This window comes from Oryzihumus sp. JJN4-3R (assembly GCF_057747915.1).
On record NZ_CM173229.1, the window covers coordinates 3,897,593 to 3,913,402 of the forward strand.

Here is a 15,810-nt window from a genome sequence, read left to right on the forward strand (position 1 = left end):
GCGCGATGGTCCTCCAGCTCGTCCTGGCCGCCCTGGTCAGCGTCCTGATCGCCTTCCTGCTCGCCGCCGCCGAGGCCTCGGTGTCGCGGCTGTCCCGTGTGCGTGCGGCGGAGCTGCAGGAGGAGGGGCGGCGCGGCTCGGCCGCGCTGGCGCTCATCGTCGGCGACAGCGCGGCATACATCTCGGTCGCCACGTTCGTCCGGGTGGTCGCCGAGGCGGCCGTGGCGGTGATGATCACCCTCGCCGTGGTCGGCACCGTGCACTCGTTCTGGACAGCGCTGCTGGTCAGCATCGGGGTCATGGCGCTGGTCTCCTTCGTGGTGGTCGGCGTCTCGCCGCGCACCCTCGGGCGCCAGCACGCCGACCGGATCGCGCTGCTGGCCGCGCCGACCCTGGTGCTGCTGCGCCGGGTCCTCGGCCCGGTGGCCCGCCTGCTGGTCGCGCTCGGCAACGCCGTCACCCCCGGCCACGGCTACCGCGACGGGCCGTTCGAGTCCGAGGCCGAGCTGCGCGACCTGGTCGACCTCGCCGGCGAGAGCGCGCTCATCGAGGCGGGCGAGCGGCAGATGATCCACTCCGTCTTCGAGCTCGGCGACACCCTGGTGCGCGAGGTCATGGTGCCGCGCACCGACATGGTCACCATCGAGTCGGACAAGACGCTGCGCCAGGCGATGTCGCTGTTCCTGCGCAGCGGCTTCTCCCGCATCCCCGTCGTCGGCGACGGGCCGGACGACGTGCTCGGGATGCTCTACTTCAAGGACGTCGTGCGGCGGGTCACCGCAGCCCCGGAGGCGGCGGTGCAGCCGGTGCACCACGCCATGCGCCCGGCGCAGTTCGTGCCCGAGAGCAAGCCGGTGGACGACCTGCTGGCCGAGATGCAGCGCGACCAGCTGCACGTGGCCGTCGTCGTCGACGAGTACGGCGGCACCGCCGGCCTGGTCACCATCGAGGACATCCTCGAGGAGATCGTCGGGGAGATCGCCGACGAGTACGACCGCGAGTCCCCCGGCGTGGAGCAGCTGCCCGACGGGTCGACGCGGGTCCCCGCCACGTTGCACGTGGACGACCTCGCCGAGCTGTTCGAGGTGACGATCGAGGAGGACGAGGTCGACACCGTCGGCGGCCTGCTCGGCAAGACCATCGGCCGGGTGCCGATCGTCGGCTCGCACGCCGAGGTGGGCGGGCTGAGCCTGACCGCCGAGCGCATGGGGGGACGCCGCCACCGCGTCGCCACTGTCCTCGTGCGACCCTTGGGTGCCGCCGACGGCGAGCACGACGAGCGCACCGCCGGTATGCCGGTCGCGGCGGCCGAGAGCCAGGAGGAAGTCTCGTGACGGAGGAGTTCAAGGCAGGGTTCGCCTGCCTGGTGGGTCGGCCCAACGCCGGCAAGTCGACGCTGACCAACGCGCTCGTCGGCCAGAAGGTGGCCATCACCTCGAGCAAGCCGCAGACGACGCGCCACACCATCCGGGGCGTGCTGACCACCGACCGCGCGCAGCTGATCCTCGTGGACACCCCGGGGCTGCACAAGCCGCGGACGCTGCTCGGTGAGCGGCTCAACAACCTCGTGCGCGAGACCCTGCTCGAGGTCGACGTGATCGGCTTCTGCCTGCCCGCCGACCAGAAGATCGGGCCAGGCGACACCTTCATCGCCCGCGAGCTGGCCGAGCTCAAGGCGGCCAAGCGCAAGCGGCCGATCGTGGCGATCGCGACCAAGACCGACCTGGTCGACAAGCAGCGCCTGGCCGAGCACCTCATCGCCATCGACCAGCTGGGGGAGTGGGACGCGATCATCCCCTGCTCGGCGACCCGGGGCGACCAGGTGACCGAGGTCGGCGAGCTGCTCTCCTCCTACCTGCCGGTCTCGCCGCAGCTCTACCCGGACGGGGTGCTGACCGACGAGCCCGAGGCGGTCATGATCGCCGAGCTGGTGCGCGAGGCCGCCCTGGAGGGCGTGCGCGACGAGCTGCCGCACAGCCTGGCCGTCGTGGTCGAGGAGATGCTGCCGCGCGAGGGCCGCTCGGAGGACAACCCGCTGCTGGACGTGCGCGTGCACGTGTTCGTCGAGCGTCCCAGCCAGAAGGCGATCATCATCGGCAAGGGCGGCTCACGGCTGCGCGAGGTGGGCACCAACGCCCGCCGCGGCATCGAGGCCCTGCTCGGCCAGCGGGTCCACCTCGACCTGCACGTCAAGGTCGCCAAGGACTGGCAGCGCGACCCCAAGCAGCTCCAGCGCCTGGGCTTCTAGCGGCATCTTGAGGACGGCGGTGCCGGGCCCGTGGGCCGGCACCGCCGCCGCTCAGCGCCGCGTCAGGCCAGTACCTTGACCGTGGTCCAGGCTTCCTGCACGGCGCTCGCCTCGCGGCTGTCCGCGCCGAACCGCTTGCCCGCCGCCTCGACCGTCGCGGTGGCGAAGCCGGCGAAGCCCACGTCCTTGGGCAGGCCGGAGCCGGTGAGCACGTCGTACCAGACCTGGCCGGCGCCCTCCCAGGCGTTGCCGCCGATGGCGGTGGCCGCGAGGTAGAACGCGTGGTTGGGGATGCCGGAGTTGGTGTGCACCCCGCCGTTGTCGTGCTGGTCGTCGTGGGGCAGGTCGACGAAGCCGTCCATCGTCGCCGGCTGGGGGTCCTTGCCCAGGTGCGGGTCGTCGTAGGCCGTGCCCGGCGCCTTCATCGACCGCAGCGCCACGCCCTTGACCTGCGGGGTGAACAGCCCGGCCCCGATGAGCCAGTCGGCCTGTGCGGCAGTCTGCTTCAGGGTGATCTGCTTGACCAGGGAGCCGAACACGTCCGACACCGACTCGTTGAGGGCGCCGGACTCCCCGACGTAGGTCAGCCCGGCGGTGAACTGCGTGACGCCGTGGGTCAGCTCGTGGCCGATGACGTCGATGCAGTCGGTGAAGGACCGGAACCACGTCCCGTCGCCGTCACCGAAGACCATCTGCTCGCCGTCCCAGAAGGCGTTGTCGAAGCCGGTGTCGTAGTGGACGCTGGCCACCAGCGGCAGGCCCGCCCCGTCGAGGGAGTCGCGCTGGTAGGCCGTCCAGTACAGCTGCCACGTCGCACCGAGCCCGTCGTAGGCCTCGTTGGCCGAGTCGTCGCTGACCGGCCCCTCGCCCTCGTGCCGCAGCGGCGTGCCCGGCAGGGTGGTGCCGTGCTTGGCGTCATCGACCTGCCGCTGCGGCGCGTGGCTGGCAGCCGGCCCGGCCTCGCCGGCACCCGCCACCCCCTCGCCGGGAGCGGCAGGCGTCGGGGCGTGCCGCAGGTAGGGCGGGATGATCCCCTGCTCCGGTCCCGGGGCGGGGCGCCCGCTGCCCACCCGGGCCGCGCGCGTCTCGCGGCGCCCGCGCACCTCGCGGTCGAGGCGCAGCGTGCGCTGGGCGGCAGAGGCCACCGCGGGGTCGTCGTGGCGGGTGAGCCGCTCTACGAGGTAGGGCGGCAGGATCGAGCAGATTGGTTGGTGCGTGTGTGAGTTCCCCATGACCCCACGGTGCACCCGGGGTCCGACAGCCGCACCCCGAGGACCGCTGCCGCCGCTGGAGGTCAGACGCGCACGATCGACGCCAGCCAGGCGTGTGCCCGCCCGGGGTCGATGGTGATGTCGAGGTTCGCCGGCTCGATCGTCTCCATCCGCCAGCCGTCGGCGAAGGCGCGGCGGATCTCCTCCTGCCGGATGCGGCGGGGACCCCAGTCCCCGGGCTCGGCGTTGCTGAAGCAGAGCAGGTGATATCTGGCGCCGACCGGCATCGACGCCCGCAGGCACTCGACGAGCCTGGCCCGGTCGGCGTCGTCGAAGACGTGGAGGAGCCCGCAGTCGAGAACGGTGTCGAAGGACTCGCCGAGGGCGGGGAGGTCGAGCGCGTCCTGGACGAGGAACCGGGCGGGCAGGGCCCGCTCCTCGGCCTTGCGCCGGGCGATCCCGATCGCGGTGGCTGACGTGTCGACCCCGGTGGCCTCGAGGCCGAGCGCGGCCGCCATGAGGGCGTGCTCACCGGTGCCACAGCCGACGTCGAGCACCCGGCCCACCAGACATCCCTCATCGGCCAGGGTGCGGAACGCCGGCTGGGGCCGACCGATGTCCCACGGTGGGGTTCCGGTCGCATACGCGGCATCGAAGTCGCCCGGGGTCCGGCGCGGCCCGGACTGCCCGCCGGGACGCTCTGGCTCTGTCATCGCCCCTCCACCGGGACGCACCAAGCGCCCTCCGCCATCCAGTGTGCGCGCTCAGGGCACAGCGCACAGCGCTTCGCTGAGCCGCGAAGGGGTGGGGGGCCTGGTCGGCGCCTGGTCAGACGGGCAGGGTCTCGCGGTAGCCCTCGAGCGCGGCGGCGGTCTTGGTCGGCACGAACTCGACGATCCGGTAGTCGGCCACGCCGTGCGCCGCGAACGGGTCGCCTGCGGCGCGCGCCTCGACGTCCGCCCGCTCGCCCACGGCGAGGATCACGCCGCCGTCGCGCGGGTTCTTGCGGCCCGAGGCGACGAAGACGCCGTCGGCGTAGCCGGCGTCGAGCCACGCCACGTGGTCGGCCAGCAGGGCGTCGACCCGGTCCAGCGGTGCGGTGTAGGTCAGCTCGAGGATGAACACGGGCCAGAGACTAGGCGACGTGGCGGGGTCCCAGCATGCGGGACCGCCGTCCACGCGGTGGACGCTGGCGAGGGGCGCGGCATACCCTCGGCGTGTGCGTATCGCGCAGGGAGCTCTGCTCCTCCTTCGCCGCCGCGGCGGGGCCCAGTAGGACGGCCGCCCCTCGTCGCGGAGTTCGTGTTGCCAGGCGTCACTGAAGACCCCGCGAAAAGGTAGAGGCGAGAGCATGATCCACCCCCAGCAGCCCAGCGGTATGCCGGTCGGCAAGTACCAGCCCTTCCACGAGCAGATCGTCGTCGAGCTGCCCGACCGCACGTGGCCCACGAAGCGCATGGACACGGCCCCGCGCTGGTGCGCGGTCGACCTGCGCGACGGCAACCAGGCGCTGATCGACCCGATGAGCCCCGAGCGCAAGAAGCGCATGTTCGACCTGCTGGTCCGCATGGGCTACAAGGAGATCGAGGTCGGCTTCCCCTCGGCGAGCCAGACCGACTTCGACTTCGTGCGGATGCTCATCGAGGGTGGGCACATCCCGGACGACGTGACGATCCAGGTGCTGACCCAGGCGCGGGACCACCTGATCGAGCGCACCTACGACGCGATCCGCGGCGCCAAGCAGGCCATCGTCCACCTCTACAACTCCACGTCGGTGCTCCAGCGACGCGTGGTCTTCGGCCTGGACCAGGACGGCATCATCGACATCGCGCTGCAGGGCGCCCGGCTGTGCCGCAAGCTCGAGGAGACGATCCCCGAGACCGACGTCTACTACGAGTACTCGCCCGAGTCCTACACCGGGACCGAGCTGGAGTTCGCGGCCCGGATCTGCAACGCGGTCATCGAGGTCTTCGACCCGACGCCGGACCACAAGATGATCGTCAACCTGCCGGCGACCGTGGAGATGGCCACGCCCAACGTCTACGCCGACTCGATCGAGTGGATGTCGCGCCACCTGCACCGGCGCGAGTCGCTGGTGCTGTCGCTGCACCCGCACAACGACCGCGGCACCGGTGTCGCGGCGGCCGAGCTGGGCTACCTGGCCGGCGCCGACCGGATCGAGGGCTGCCTCTTCGGCAACGGCGAGCGCACCGGCAACGTCTGCCTGGTGACACTGGGGATGAACCTGTTCAGCCAGGGCATCGACCCCGAGATCGACTTCTCCGACATCGACGAGATCCGGCGCACCGTCGAGCACTGCAACCAGCTGCCGGTGCACGAGCGCCACCCCTACGGCGGCGACCTGGTCTTCACCGCGTTCTCCGGCTCGCACCAGGACGCGATCAAGAAGGGCTTCGAGGCGATGGCTGCCGACGCCACCGCCGAGGGCAAGGGCGTGGACGACCTCACCTGGGCGGTGCCCTACCTGCCGATCGACCCGCACGACATCGGCCGCTCCTACGAGGCGGTCGTCCGGGTCAACAGCCAGTCCGGCAAGGGCGGCGTGGCCTACCTGCTCAAGTCCGAGCACCACCTCGACCTGCCCCGCCGGCTGCAGATCGAGTTCAGCGGCGTGGTCCAGGCCCGCACCGACGCCGACGGCGGCGAGGTCTCGCCGGCGCAGCTGTGGTCGACCTTCCAGGACGAGTACCTCCCGGCCGCGGGCGAGGGCTGGGGCCGCTTCGCGCTCGTCTCGATGCGCTCGGACAGCACCGTCGACGGCGCGGACCGCATCTCGGTGACGCTGACCGACCATGGCCAGGAGCGCACCGTCGAGGGCACCGGCAACGGCCCGATCGCGGCGTTCGTCGAGGCGCTGAACGGCCTCGATGTGGACGTGCGGGTCCTCGACTACCACGAGCACGCGCTCTCCTCCGGCGGCGACGCCCGTGCCGCGGCCTACGTCGAGTGCGCCGTCGGGGAGCGGGTGCTGTGGGGTGTCGGCCTGGACGCCAACATCGTCATCGCCTCGCTCAAGGCCGTCGTATCCGCGGTCAACCGCTCCCAGCGCGAGCTCGCCTGAGCCGGCGGGCGGCAGGGTGAGCCGGGACGGGGGGAGTGGCCGCGACACCGCGGCCCGGGTGGGTGCACGCCGCCGGGCCGCCGTGCCGGCGCCGCCCGCGACGCCCGGGTCTCCGGCGCCCCCGGTGCCGGCCGTCCCCCCGCCCGGGCTGCTGTCCGCGCCGGGCTGGGCGGCGATCGCCCGGATCGCCGGGGTGGTCACCGCCGTCGCCCTCGTCCTGGTGCTGGGCGGGGGTGCCCTCGCCTGGGTGTTCGAGCGCGGCCACCCGGGGTCGAACCTGCGCTCGCTGGGCGACTGCATGTGGTGGGCGCTGACCACCTTGACGACGGTCGGCTACGGCGACCACTACCCGGTCAGCGCCGGCGGGCGGGTCGTCGCCGCCGGCGTGATGGTCGGCGGGGTCGCCATCCTCGGCGGGGTCGCGGCCTCGATCGCCCTGGCCGTGACCCAGCGCCTCATCGCCCGGGCCGAGGCGATGCAGGAGGAGGTCGCCGACGTCGAGGAGGAGCTCGCCGAGTCGATGCGCGAGACCGAGTCGCTGGAGCAGCTGATGCGGGCGCTCATCGAGCGGGTCGCCGGCCTGGAGGAGCAGGTCCGCGCCCTGCGCGAGGACCGCGACCGCTGAGGGCGGCGCCCGTGGCGCCGGCAAGGCAGACGGCGGGATGGGTGGTGCTCAGCGGACCCCGCGGGGGCGGAACTGGATGCTGATGCGCGGCCCGACCGGTCTGGCGGTCTTGGGGATGGCGTGCTCCCAGGTGCGCTGGCAGGAGCCGCCCATCACGATGAGGTCGCCGTGGCCGAGCACCTGGCGGACCGTCCCGGCGCCCCCGTCGCGGGGCCGCAGCAGCAGGGCGCGAGGCGTCCCGACGGAGATGATCGCCACCATGGTGTCCTCGGTGCGGCTGCGCCCGATCGTGTCGCCGTGCCAGGCGACGCTGTCGCGTCCGTCGCGGTAGAGGCACAGCCCGGCGGTGCGGAACGGCTCGCCGAGCTCGGCGGCGTAGTGCCGGCTCAGCGCGTCGCGGGCCGCCTCCAGCACCGGGTGGGGGAGCCGGGCGCCCTCCTCGTAGAAGGAGAGCAGGCGCGGCACGTCGACCTCGCGGTCGTACATCTGGCGCCGCTCGCCGTGCCACGGCACGTCCTGCGACAGCCGGCTGAACAGCTCGTCGGAGCCGGTCACCCAGCCGGGCCGGACGTCGATCCACGCGCCGCGGGACAGCGGGGTGCGGCGCACCGCGGCGCCGAGGGAGCGGAGGCCGACCTCGTCGACCGCGTCGAGCAGTGAGCCCTGGAGTGCCACCGTCATGAGCCCACTGTACGCCTGTTCGACGCACAGGTGTTCGATCTGGGGAGGCGGGATCCAGGGTCAAAGTCCGTGGCGGCCCCGCGACCGCCCGGGCTACCGTTGAGGGCATGCAGGTCCATCAGTGCACGTCCGCAGCCACGCGAGCTCCGCGCTCGCTGGTTGCCGCTGCCTGACCCCACCCACCCCCGGCGACCGGAAACGGCTCGCCGGACGCCTGCACCGTGGCCCCTCGACTCCGTGGCCCACCGACGGCGGCACCGCCGACGTCGCCCTCCGGTCCCCCTGACCGGAAGGCCCCGCCATGGACTCCGACCTCGTCCGCACCACGTTCCTCGACTTCTACCGCGAGCGCGGTCACCAGCGCGTGCGCGGCAGCTCGCTCATCCCGCGCGACGGTGACCCCGTGTTGTTCACCACCTCGGGGATGCACCCGCTCACGCCGTACCTGCTCGGCGACCCCCACCCGCAGGGCAGCCGGCTGGTCAACGTCCAGCGCTGCCTGCGCACGACCGACCTCGACGAGGTCGGCGACGACACCCACCTGACCGTCTTCGAGATGCTCGGGAGCTGGTCGCTCGGGGACTACCCGGGGCCGACCAGCCTGCGCTGGGGCTACGAGCTGCTGCGCGAGGGCTTCGGCCTCGACCACGACCGGCTCCACGTGACCGTGTTCGCCGGCGACGAGCAGGTCGGCCCCGACCTGGAGTCGCTGCGGACCTGGCAGGAGCTCGGCGTGCCGGTGGAGCTGACCGTGGAGGACAACTGGTGGTCCAACGGGCCGACCGGTCCGTGCGGCCCCGACAGCGAGATCTTCATCTGGACCGGCGAGGACAGGCCCACGGGCACCCCCACCACCGACCCGCGGTGGGTCGAGGTGTGGAACCACGTCATGATGCGCCACCGACGCCTCGACGACGGGCGGCTCGTGCCGCTGGAACAGCCCAACGTGGACACCGGGATGGGCCTGGAACGGCTGCTCACCGTCCTCCAGGGCGTCGACTCGGTCCACGAGACCGACCTGCTCCAGCCGTGGACGCGGGTGGTGGGGAGCCTGTGGCCGCTGGAGGTGCCCACCGGCCGCATCGTCTCGGACCACCTGCGCTCGGGCGTCGTCGTGGTCGGCGACGGCGTGCGCCCGTCGAACACCGGCCGGGGCTACGTCCTGCGCCGGCTCCTGCGTCGCGTGCTGACGCTGCTCTGGCGGGAGGACCCCTCGCGCACCCTGGGTGACCTCCCCGAGCCGCTGCTCGGCGGCACGCTGCGCTCGCACGGCCAGGACCGCGGCCCGGAGCACGTGCGTGACGTGCGCCGGGTGCTGCTGGAGGAGGAGCGGCGCTTCGGTGACCTCGTCCGCCGGGGCCGGCCGATCGTGCAGCGCCGCGAGCGCGGCGGCGCGCTGACCGAGCAGGACCTGAGGGACCTGCACGAGACCCACGGCCTGCCGCGCGACCTCGTGCTCGGCCTGCTGTCGGGCCGGTCGTGAGCCGGGGCCGTGTCCTCGGGTGGCCTCAGTCGCCCGAGCAGCCTCGGCCGCCGAGGAACCTCACCCGCCGGCGCCCAGGGCCCGTGCGGCCCGCACCAGGTCGGCGTTGCCCCCGGCCCGTGTGCCGTCCGGCAGGGTCAGGGTGTCCTCCAGTCCGACCCTGGTGTCCAGGCCGCGCCGGACGGCGTCCTCGATGAGGACCCACGCCGATTCCCCCTCCCCGTGCTGGAGCCGGGGCGCGGTGACGCCGCCCTCGTCGAGCACGCCATGGATCCGGTCCACCAGGGCGACTGCTCCGGCGGCCGGCGCCCCGATCGCCTCGATGAGGACGCGGGTGAGCTGCCCGGCCAGCCCGGAGGCGACGAGGGCGCGGGCGTCGGCCTCGGTCCAGACGCCTGCCTCCACGCCGACTCCGCGCTCGAGGAGCGCGTGCATCACGTCGAGGGCGCCGTCCTCGGACAGGTTGACCGAGGCGTAGTCCGGCTCGCGCCAGGCCCGCACGAGGTCGACGCGGCGGGCGGCGTCGGGCTCGATCCATGCGCCGGTGGTGACGCCGACCGGCACGCCGCAGGCGTCGCGCACGCGGGCCACGACGGCGTCGACGACCTCTGCCGCCAGGCTCTCCCGCCCCGAGCCGTCGCGCGGGTGCAGGTGGACCGCGCGGGCGCCGGCCGCGACGCAGGCGACGGCATCCCGCGCCAGGGCCTCCGTGGACTCCGGCACGGCCGGGTGGTCGCTCCGGGTCACCGGACCGTTGAGTGCTGCCTGGAGGAGCATGGGGCCGAGGCTAGCGGCGGTGGGTGACACTGGACCGAAGCGTCACGGACCCGAGGAGGAGTCGCATGAAGGTCGTCATCGTCGGCGGGCACGGCAAGGTCGGGCTGCGGTTGGGGCAGCTGCTCTCGGCCGCGGGGGACCAACCGGTCGGGCTGATCCGCGACGAGGCCCAGGCCGGGGCGCTGCGCCTCGTGGGCGTGGAACCGGCCCTGGTCGACCTCACCGGGGCCACCGTCGAGGACCTGGCCACGGCGTTCACCGGGGCCGACGCGGTGGTCTTCAGTGCCGGCGCCGGCGGCAAGGGCGGCCCGGAGGCCACCAACGCCATCGACGGTGTGGGCGCGGTCAAGGCGGTCGACGCGGCGGTGCGCGCCGGGGTCGGCCGGTTCCTCATGGTCTCGGTCTTCATGGACGCCGGCCGCGGCCGGAACCTGTCGGACACGTTCGAGAACTACATGCGGGTCAAGCGCGACTCCGACGTCCACCTCGTCGCCAGCGGCCTGGACTGGACGATCCTGCGCCCCGGCACCCTGACCGACGAGCCCGGCACCGGGCGCATCCGCCTCGGTGCGGCGATCCCCTACGGCGCGGTCAGCCGCGACGACGTGGCGGCCACCCTGGCCGCCCTGCTGGACAGCCCGGGCAGCAGCGGGCACGTCCTCGAGCTCACCGAGGGGGAGGCGCCGGTCGCCGAGGCGGTCGCCCGCGCCCTGCGCTGACCTCCCGGGCCGGCCTGCCGGGCCTCTCGCCTCCCGGCCGGGCCGGCAGGCGCTCCTCCGCCGGGCCGGGAGGCACGGCGCAGGGGAGCCGGAGGTGAGGGCGGCACGGACCCAGCGGCACGGCATACCGGTGTCGGTGGCGGCGCGTAGGACAATGGAGGCATGCCGCTCTACCGCGACGAGGCCATCGTCCTGCGCACCCACAAGCTGGGCGAGGCCGACCGCATCGTCACCCTGCTGACCCGCTCGCAGGGCAAGGTGCGCGGGGTGGCCAAGGGGGTGCGGCGGACCAAGTCCCGCTTCGGGGCCCGGCTCGAGCCGTGCATGGTCGTCGACGTCCAGCTCTACGAGGGGCGCACGCTGGACACGGTCACGCAGGCGGAGACGCTGGCCTCCTACGGCGACGTGATCGCCCGGGACTACACGGCGTGGACCGCCGCGTCGGCGATGCTCGAGACCGCCGACCGGCTCACCGAGGAGCGCGAGCCGGCGGTGCAACAGTTCCTCCTCCTGGCCGGCGCGCTGCGCAGCCTGGCCGGCGGCGAGCACGACCCCGGCCTGGTGCTCGACGCCTACCTGCTGCGCTCGCTGGCGGTGGCCGGCTGGGCGCCCAGCTTCCACGACTGCGCCCGCTGCGGGGCCGACGGGCCGCACCGCGCGTTCAACATCGCCAGCGGCGGCACGGTCTGCCCCTCGTGCCGCACCCCGGGGTCGGCTGCGCCGGCGCCGCCGACGATGGAGCTGCTCGCGGCGCTGCTCGCCGGGGACTGGGTCCTCGCCGACGCCAGCGCCGCGCAGCACCGCCGGGAGGGCAGCGGGCTCGTCGCGGCCTTCCTGCAGTGGCACCTCGAACGCGGCGTGAGATCCTTGCGCCTCGTGGAACGAGAGCAGCGCGCATGACCCGGCCCCCCGACCCGCACCCCTCCGGGGCGCGGCCCCCAGTCCTGCCCCCCAAGCTGGTGCCCAAGCACGTCGCCATCGTGATGGACGGCAACGGCCGCTGGGCCAACCAGCGCGGCCTGCCCCGCACCGAGGGGCACAAGGCCGGTGAGGCCTCGCTGATCGACGTGGTCGCCGGCGGCATCGAGATCGGCGTCAAGCACATCTCGGCCTATGCCTTCTCGACCGAGAACTGGAAGCGCTCGCCCGACGAGGTGCGCTTCCTCATGGGCTTCAACCGCGACGTGATCCGGCGCCGGCGCGACCTGCTCAACGACTGGGGCGTGCGGGTGCGCTGGTCCGGGCGACGTCCCCGGCTCTGGGGCTCGGTCATCAAGGAGCTCGAGGCCGCCCAGGAGATGACGCGCGACAACGACGTCATCACGCTGACGATGTGCGTCAACTACGGCGGCCGGGCGGAGATCGCCGAGGCCACCCGCCGGATCGCCGAGCAGGTGCAGGCCGGCCGGCTGCGCCCGGGGTCCATCGACGAGAAGACGATCGGGCGCTACCTCGACGACCCGAGCATGCCCGACGTCGACCTGTTCGTCCGGTCCTCCGGCGAGCAGCGCACCAGCAACTTCCTGCTGTGGCAGTCGGCCTACGCGGAGATGGTCTTCCTGGACACGCTGTGGCCCGACTTCGACCGGCGCCACCTATGGCAGGCGATCCAGGTCTACGCCGAGCGCGACCGGCGCTACGGCGGGGCGATCGATGCTGCCGCCCTCGAGCCGCCGGTGGGACTCGCCGCACCCGAGACAGTCCCCGGCGGGGCGACCACCGGGGTCCCGGGCGGGGCGCCGGAGGGGCTCTAGTCGGGGCCGGCGGCGCAGTCGCTGCACGTGCCGAAGATCTCCAGGGTGTGGCTGACGTCGGTGAAGCCGTGCGAGGCACTGACCTGGCTGGCCCAGCGCTCCACCGCCGGCCCCTCCACCTCCACGGTCGCGCCGCAGCTGCGGCAGACGAGGTGGTGGTGGTGGCCGGTGCTGCAGCGCCGGTAGACGGCCTCGCCCTCGTCGGTCCGCAGCATGTCGACCTCGCCCTCGGCGGCCATGGTCTGCAGGGTCCGGTAGACCGTGGCCAGCCCGACGCTGGCGCCGCCGGCGCGCAGCCGGGCGTGCAGCTCCTGCGCCGAGCTGAAGTCGTCGGCCTCGCGCAGCAGCGCCTCGACCGCGGCGCGCTGCCGGGTGGGTCGCCTCGTGCCCTGGGTCATGGGTGCCGCACCTTCCCGCCCTCGTCCGTGGCCGCGTGCGGCTCCTCGGCGCCGAGGACGTGCTCGTCGTAGTGCCCGCCGTGGGGTGCGTGGCGGTGGCCGTCGTGCAGGTAGTCGACGTGGTCGCCGTGCACCACGGCCGGGTGGCCGCACCCGGGCCCGTGCTCGTGGTCGTGGTCCTCGGCCTCGAGGTGCCGGCGCCGGCCGACGCGCGACCACGCCGCGGAGCCGACCGCGGCCGCGAGGAAGACGCCGATCGCGAGCAGCACGATCGTGCCGCCGGAGGGCGTGTTGGCGTAGAAGGAGACCGCCACGCCACCGACGCTGGCGGCCACCCCGATGAGCACCGCCCACCGGATCGCCGAGCGGAAGCTGCCGGCCAGCTGCTGGGCGGCGGCGTTCGGCACGATCATCAGCGCGCTGATCAGCAGCAGGCCGACCACGCGCATGGCCACCACGACCGTGACGGCGGTAAGCGCCGTCAGGGCGATGTTGAGGGCGGTGACCGGCATGCCGGTGGCCCGCGCATACTCCTCGTCGTTGGCCACGGCGAACAGCCGCGGCCGCAGCACCCAGGTGCTCACGACGACCACCGCCGCCAGGGCGGCGAAGACCCAGAGGTCGCCGGACGTGGTCGTCGTGATGGCACCGAACAGGTATGCCGTGAGGTTGCTGGCCGTGCCGCTGCTGGACCGGGAGATCACCACCACGCCGGCGGCGATGCCGCCGTAGAAGAGCACGGCGAGGGCGACGTCGCCGCTGGTCCGTCCGCGGGCACGGATCAGCTCCACGACGACGGCCGCGGCGACGGCGGCGATCAGGGCGGTGAGGACCGGTGCGGTGCCGGTGACCACCCCGATGGCCACCCCGGCCAGCGCGACGTGGCCCATGCCGTCCCCGATGAGGGAGAGTCGGCGCTGGACCAGGAAGACGCCGACCATGGGCGCGGCGATGCCGACCAGCAGCGCGGCCAGCAGGGCCCGCTGCATGAAGTCGTAGCTGAGGATCTCAAGCACGAGGGCCTCCGGTGGTGTCGAGCGGGCCGGAGGTCGGCAGCGTGGCCTGACGGGCGGGGCCGGGCCTGGGCTCGTCGTCGTGGTGGTGGCCGTGGTCCAGGGCCGGCAGGGCGGCGCGCTCCTGGGCGAACCGGGCGGGGGAGCCGTCAAAGCCGATCCGGCCACCGGTCACCACGACGATCCGGGTGACGATGTCGCGCAGCGGCTCCAGCTCGTGGGTGACGATGAGCATGGTCGTGCCGCGCTCGGCCAGACGGGCGAGCACCTGGGAGAGCACCCTCTGGCTGGCCACGTCGACGCCGGCGGTGGGCTCGTCCATGACCAGTACATCGGGCTGGGCGGCCAGGGCCCGGGCGATCAGCACGCGACGCTGCTGGCCCCCGGAGAGGTGGCTGACCTCGGCGGCGGCCCGGTCTTCGAGCCCGACGAGCTCCAGGGACTCCTCGATGACGGCGCGGTCGGTGCGCCCCGGCCGGGCCCACCAGCGCAGGTGCGGCAGGCGGCCGATGGCGACGATCTCGGAGACGGTGGCCCGCACCGACGCCGAGAGCGTGTGGCGCTGCGGCACGTAGCCGACGCGGGCGTGCTCGTCGAAGTCCTCCAGCGGGGTGCCGAAGAGCTTGACCTCGCCCTCGATGTGGTCGTTCAGCCCGAGCAGGCCGCGGACCAGGGTGCTCTTGCCCGAGCCGTTCGGGCCGAGCAGGGCGATCACCTCGCCGGGCTGGACCTGCAGCGTGGCGCCGTGGAGGACCGCCCTGTCGCCGTAGCCGAACGCCGCGTCGCGCAGGCTGATCACGGGGGTGGTCGGGCGCTCGCTCATCGGCAGTCCTGTCCGGCCCGGAGGGTGCGCAGGTTGGCCTGCATCACCTGGACGTAGTCGTGGCCTGCGGAGGCCTTGGTGAGGCCCTCGAGGGGGTCGAGGACCGCGATGCGGGTGCCGGTCTCGTGGGCGACGGTGTCGGCCACCGCCGGGCTGGCGAGGGTCTCGGCGTAGACGTCACGCACGCCCCGGTCCCGCACGAGCCGGGACACCCGGGCCAGCGCGGTGGGGGAGGGCTCGGCGTCCGGCGTCAGGCCCGTGATGCCGATCTGGGTGAAGCCGTAGCGCCGCGCGAGGTAGCCGAAGGCGCTGTGGCTGGTGACGAGCCGGCGCTGCCGGCAGCTGGCGAGCCCGTCGCGCAGCTCGGTGTCGAGCGCTGCCAGTCGTTTCCGGAAGGCGGCGGCGTTGGCGACGTAGTCGCTGCGGTGGGCCGGGTCGACGGCGCTGAACCGCTCGGCGATCGCGGAGACGACGTCGGCGTAGCGCGTGGGGTCCAGCCAGAAGTGCGGGTCGGTGGTGCCGCCGCTCTCATGGCCGCCGATGACGTCGGCGGCCGGCAGCCCGAGGTCGAGCCGGGCGGCCCGGCTGACGTCGAGCGCGTTGTGGGTGGCCTGCTGGGAGATGGCGTCATCGACAGCGGGCTGGAAACCCTTCTCGTAGATGGCAACCCGAGCCTTGGCGACCGTGAGGACGTCACGCGGGCCGAGCTCGAGCTCGTGCGGCTCGGCGCCCGGCTTGGTCAGGTTGGTGACCCGCACGTGGTCGCCGCCGACCTGCTCGGCCGCGTACTGCAACGGGTAGAACGCGGCCACCACCGGCAGCCGCCCGTCCGGCGGTGCGGCGGGCGCGCAGCCGCCGAGCGCCGTCGCGGCCACGACCGACGCAGCCGCCACCCCTGCGGCCACGGCTCGTGCTGCCACGACTCGTGCTGCCACGACCGGCAGGGGAGTGGCGAGGTGGAGACGGCGGGACGGCATACCCGCAGTGTGCGGCTAA

The 15,810-nt window shown here is 73.6% G+C and carries 17 protein-coding genes; 8 read left to right on the plus strand and 9 right to left on the minus strand.

Annotated features, from left to right (window positions below):
- Positions 1-5 precede the first annotated feature (5 nt).
- Positions 6-1,334, plus strand: a complete 1,329-nt coding sequence (locus AC3ANM_RS18585; protein ID WP_488285895.1) for a hemolysin family protein — start codon at positions 6-8, stop codon at positions 1,332-1,334.
- Positions 1,331-2,248 carry a GTPase Era gene (era, locus tag AC3ANM_RS18590; RefSeq protein ID WP_488285896.1) on the plus strand — a complete coding sequence of 306 codons (918 nt, stop codon included), beginning with the start codon at positions 1,331-1,333 and terminating at the stop codon, positions 2,246-2,248. The genes AC3ANM_RS18585 and era overlap by 4 nt, the downstream gene beginning before the upstream one ends.
- Positions 2,249-2,310: 62 nt before the next feature.
- Here the strand turns inward: era and AC3ANM_RS18595 are convergent, their stop codons facing one another.
- The 3 genes from AC3ANM_RS18595 to AC3ANM_RS18605 all read right to left on the minus strand — a co-directional run bounded on the left by AC3ANM_RS18595 (position 2,311) and on the right by AC3ANM_RS18605 (position 4,584).
- A complete protein-coding gene (locus AC3ANM_RS18595; RefSeq protein ID WP_488285897.1) occupies positions 2,311-3,480 on the minus strand; it encodes a M4 family metallopeptidase in 1,170 nt (389 codons plus the stop codon).
- Positions 3,481-3,542: 62 nt separating this feature from the next.
- Positions 3,543-4,172: a class I SAM-dependent methyltransferase gene (locus tag AC3ANM_RS18600; protein WP_488285898.1), complete on the minus strand. Its 630-nt coding sequence runs from the start codon at positions 4,170-4,172 to the stop codon at positions 3,543-3,545.
- A 115-nt stretch (positions 4,173-4,287) separates the two neighbouring features.
- The gene (locus tag AC3ANM_RS18605) at positions 4,288-4,584 is read right to left on the minus strand and encodes a YciI family protein (RefSeq protein ID WP_488285899.1); all 297 of its coding nucleotides are present in this window, start codon (positions 4,582-4,584) and stop codon (positions 4,288-4,290) included.
- 226 nt (positions 4,585-4,810) lie between these two features.
- On the opposite strand from AC3ANM_RS18605, the gene leuA reads away from it, so the two are divergent.
- Both leuA and AC3ANM_RS18615 read left to right on the plus strand, forming a co-directional pair.
- Complete coding sequence (leuA, locus tag AC3ANM_RS18610; RefSeq protein WP_488285900.1) at positions 4,811-6,541, plus strand: 2-isopropylmalate synthase; 1,731 nt, start codon at positions 4,811-4,813, stop codon at positions 6,539-6,541.
- Between the two features lie 124 nt (positions 6,542-6,665).
- Positions 6,666-7,166 (plus strand): potassium channel family protein, encoded by a 501-nt coding sequence (locus tag AC3ANM_RS18615; protein ID WP_488285901.1) that lies wholly within the window; start codon positions 6,666-6,668, stop codon positions 7,164-7,166.
- Positions 7,167-7,214: 48 nt separating this feature from the next.
- Here the strand turns inward: AC3ANM_RS18615 and AC3ANM_RS18620 are convergent, their stop codons facing one another.
- Complete coding sequence (locus tag AC3ANM_RS18620) at positions 7,215-7,847, minus strand: alpha-ketoglutarate-dependent dioxygenase AlkB (protein ID WP_488285902.1); 633 nt, start codon at positions 7,845-7,847, stop codon at positions 7,215-7,217.
- Positions 7,848-8,148: 301 nt separating this feature from the next.
- Between AC3ANM_RS18620 and AC3ANM_RS18625 the strand changes: the two genes are divergently transcribed.
- Entirely contained in the window at positions 8,149-9,330 is a 1,182-nt protein-coding gene (locus AC3ANM_RS18625; RefSeq protein WP_488285903.1) for an alanine--tRNA ligase-related protein, read from the plus strand.
- Positions 9,331-9,390: 60 nt separating this feature from the next.
- On the opposite strand, the gene AC3ANM_RS18630 is transcribed toward AC3ANM_RS18625, so the two are convergent.
- Positions 9,391-10,107, minus strand: a complete 717-nt coding sequence (locus AC3ANM_RS18630) for a 3-keto-5-aminohexanoate cleavage protein (protein ID WP_488285904.1) — start codon at positions 10,105-10,107, stop codon at positions 9,391-9,393.
- A gap of 65 nt (positions 10,108-10,172) precedes the next feature.
- On the opposite strand from AC3ANM_RS18630, the gene AC3ANM_RS18635 reads away from it, so the two are divergent.
- From AC3ANM_RS18635 to AC3ANM_RS18645, 3 genes are all read left to right on the plus strand, one after another.
- Complete coding sequence (locus tag AC3ANM_RS18635) at positions 10,173-10,826, plus strand: SDR family oxidoreductase (protein ID WP_488285905.1); 654 nt, start codon at positions 10,173-10,175, stop codon at positions 10,824-10,826.
- A gap of 162 nt (positions 10,827-10,988) precedes the next feature.
- Positions 10,989-11,726, plus strand: coding sequence for a DNA repair protein RecO (gene recO / locus AC3ANM_RS18640; RefSeq protein ID WP_488285906.1), 738 nt, complete (start codon positions 10,989-10,991; stop codon positions 11,724-11,726).
- Positions 11,723-12,580, plus strand: a complete 858-nt coding sequence (locus AC3ANM_RS18645; RefSeq protein WP_488285907.1) for an isoprenyl transferase — start codon at positions 11,723-11,725, stop codon at positions 12,578-12,580. The genes recO and AC3ANM_RS18645 overlap by 4 nt, the downstream gene beginning before the upstream one ends.
- Here AC3ANM_RS18645 and AC3ANM_RS18650 read toward each other — a convergent pair.
- From AC3ANM_RS18650 to AC3ANM_RS18665, 4 genes are read right to left on the minus strand one after another with little or no spacing between them, the layout of a single operon-like run.
- Positions 12,577-12,978: a Fur family transcriptional regulator gene (locus AC3ANM_RS18650; protein ID WP_488285908.1), complete on the minus strand. Its 402-nt coding sequence runs from the start codon at positions 12,976-12,978 to the stop codon at positions 12,577-12,579. The genes AC3ANM_RS18645 and AC3ANM_RS18650 overlap by 4 nt on opposite strands.
- The gene (locus tag AC3ANM_RS18655) at positions 12,975-13,994 is read right to left on the minus strand and encodes a metal ABC transporter permease (RefSeq protein ID WP_488285909.1); all 1,020 of its coding nucleotides are present in this window, start codon (positions 13,992-13,994) and stop codon (positions 12,975-12,977) included. The genes AC3ANM_RS18650 and AC3ANM_RS18655 overlap by 4 nt, the downstream gene beginning before the upstream one ends.
- Positions 13,987-14,814: a metal ABC transporter ATP-binding protein gene (locus AC3ANM_RS18660; RefSeq protein ID WP_488285910.1), complete on the minus strand. Its 828-nt coding sequence runs from the start codon at positions 14,812-14,814 to the stop codon at positions 13,987-13,989. The genes AC3ANM_RS18655 and AC3ANM_RS18660 overlap by 8 nt, the downstream gene beginning before the upstream one ends.
- Positions 14,811-15,791 (minus strand): metal ABC transporter substrate-binding protein, encoded by a 981-nt coding sequence (locus tag AC3ANM_RS18665; protein WP_488285911.1) that lies wholly within the window; start codon positions 15,789-15,791, stop codon positions 14,811-14,813. Before AC3ANM_RS18665 ends, AC3ANM_RS18660 begins: the two co-directional genes overlap by 4 nt.
- Positions 15,792-15,810 lie beyond the last annotated feature (19 nt).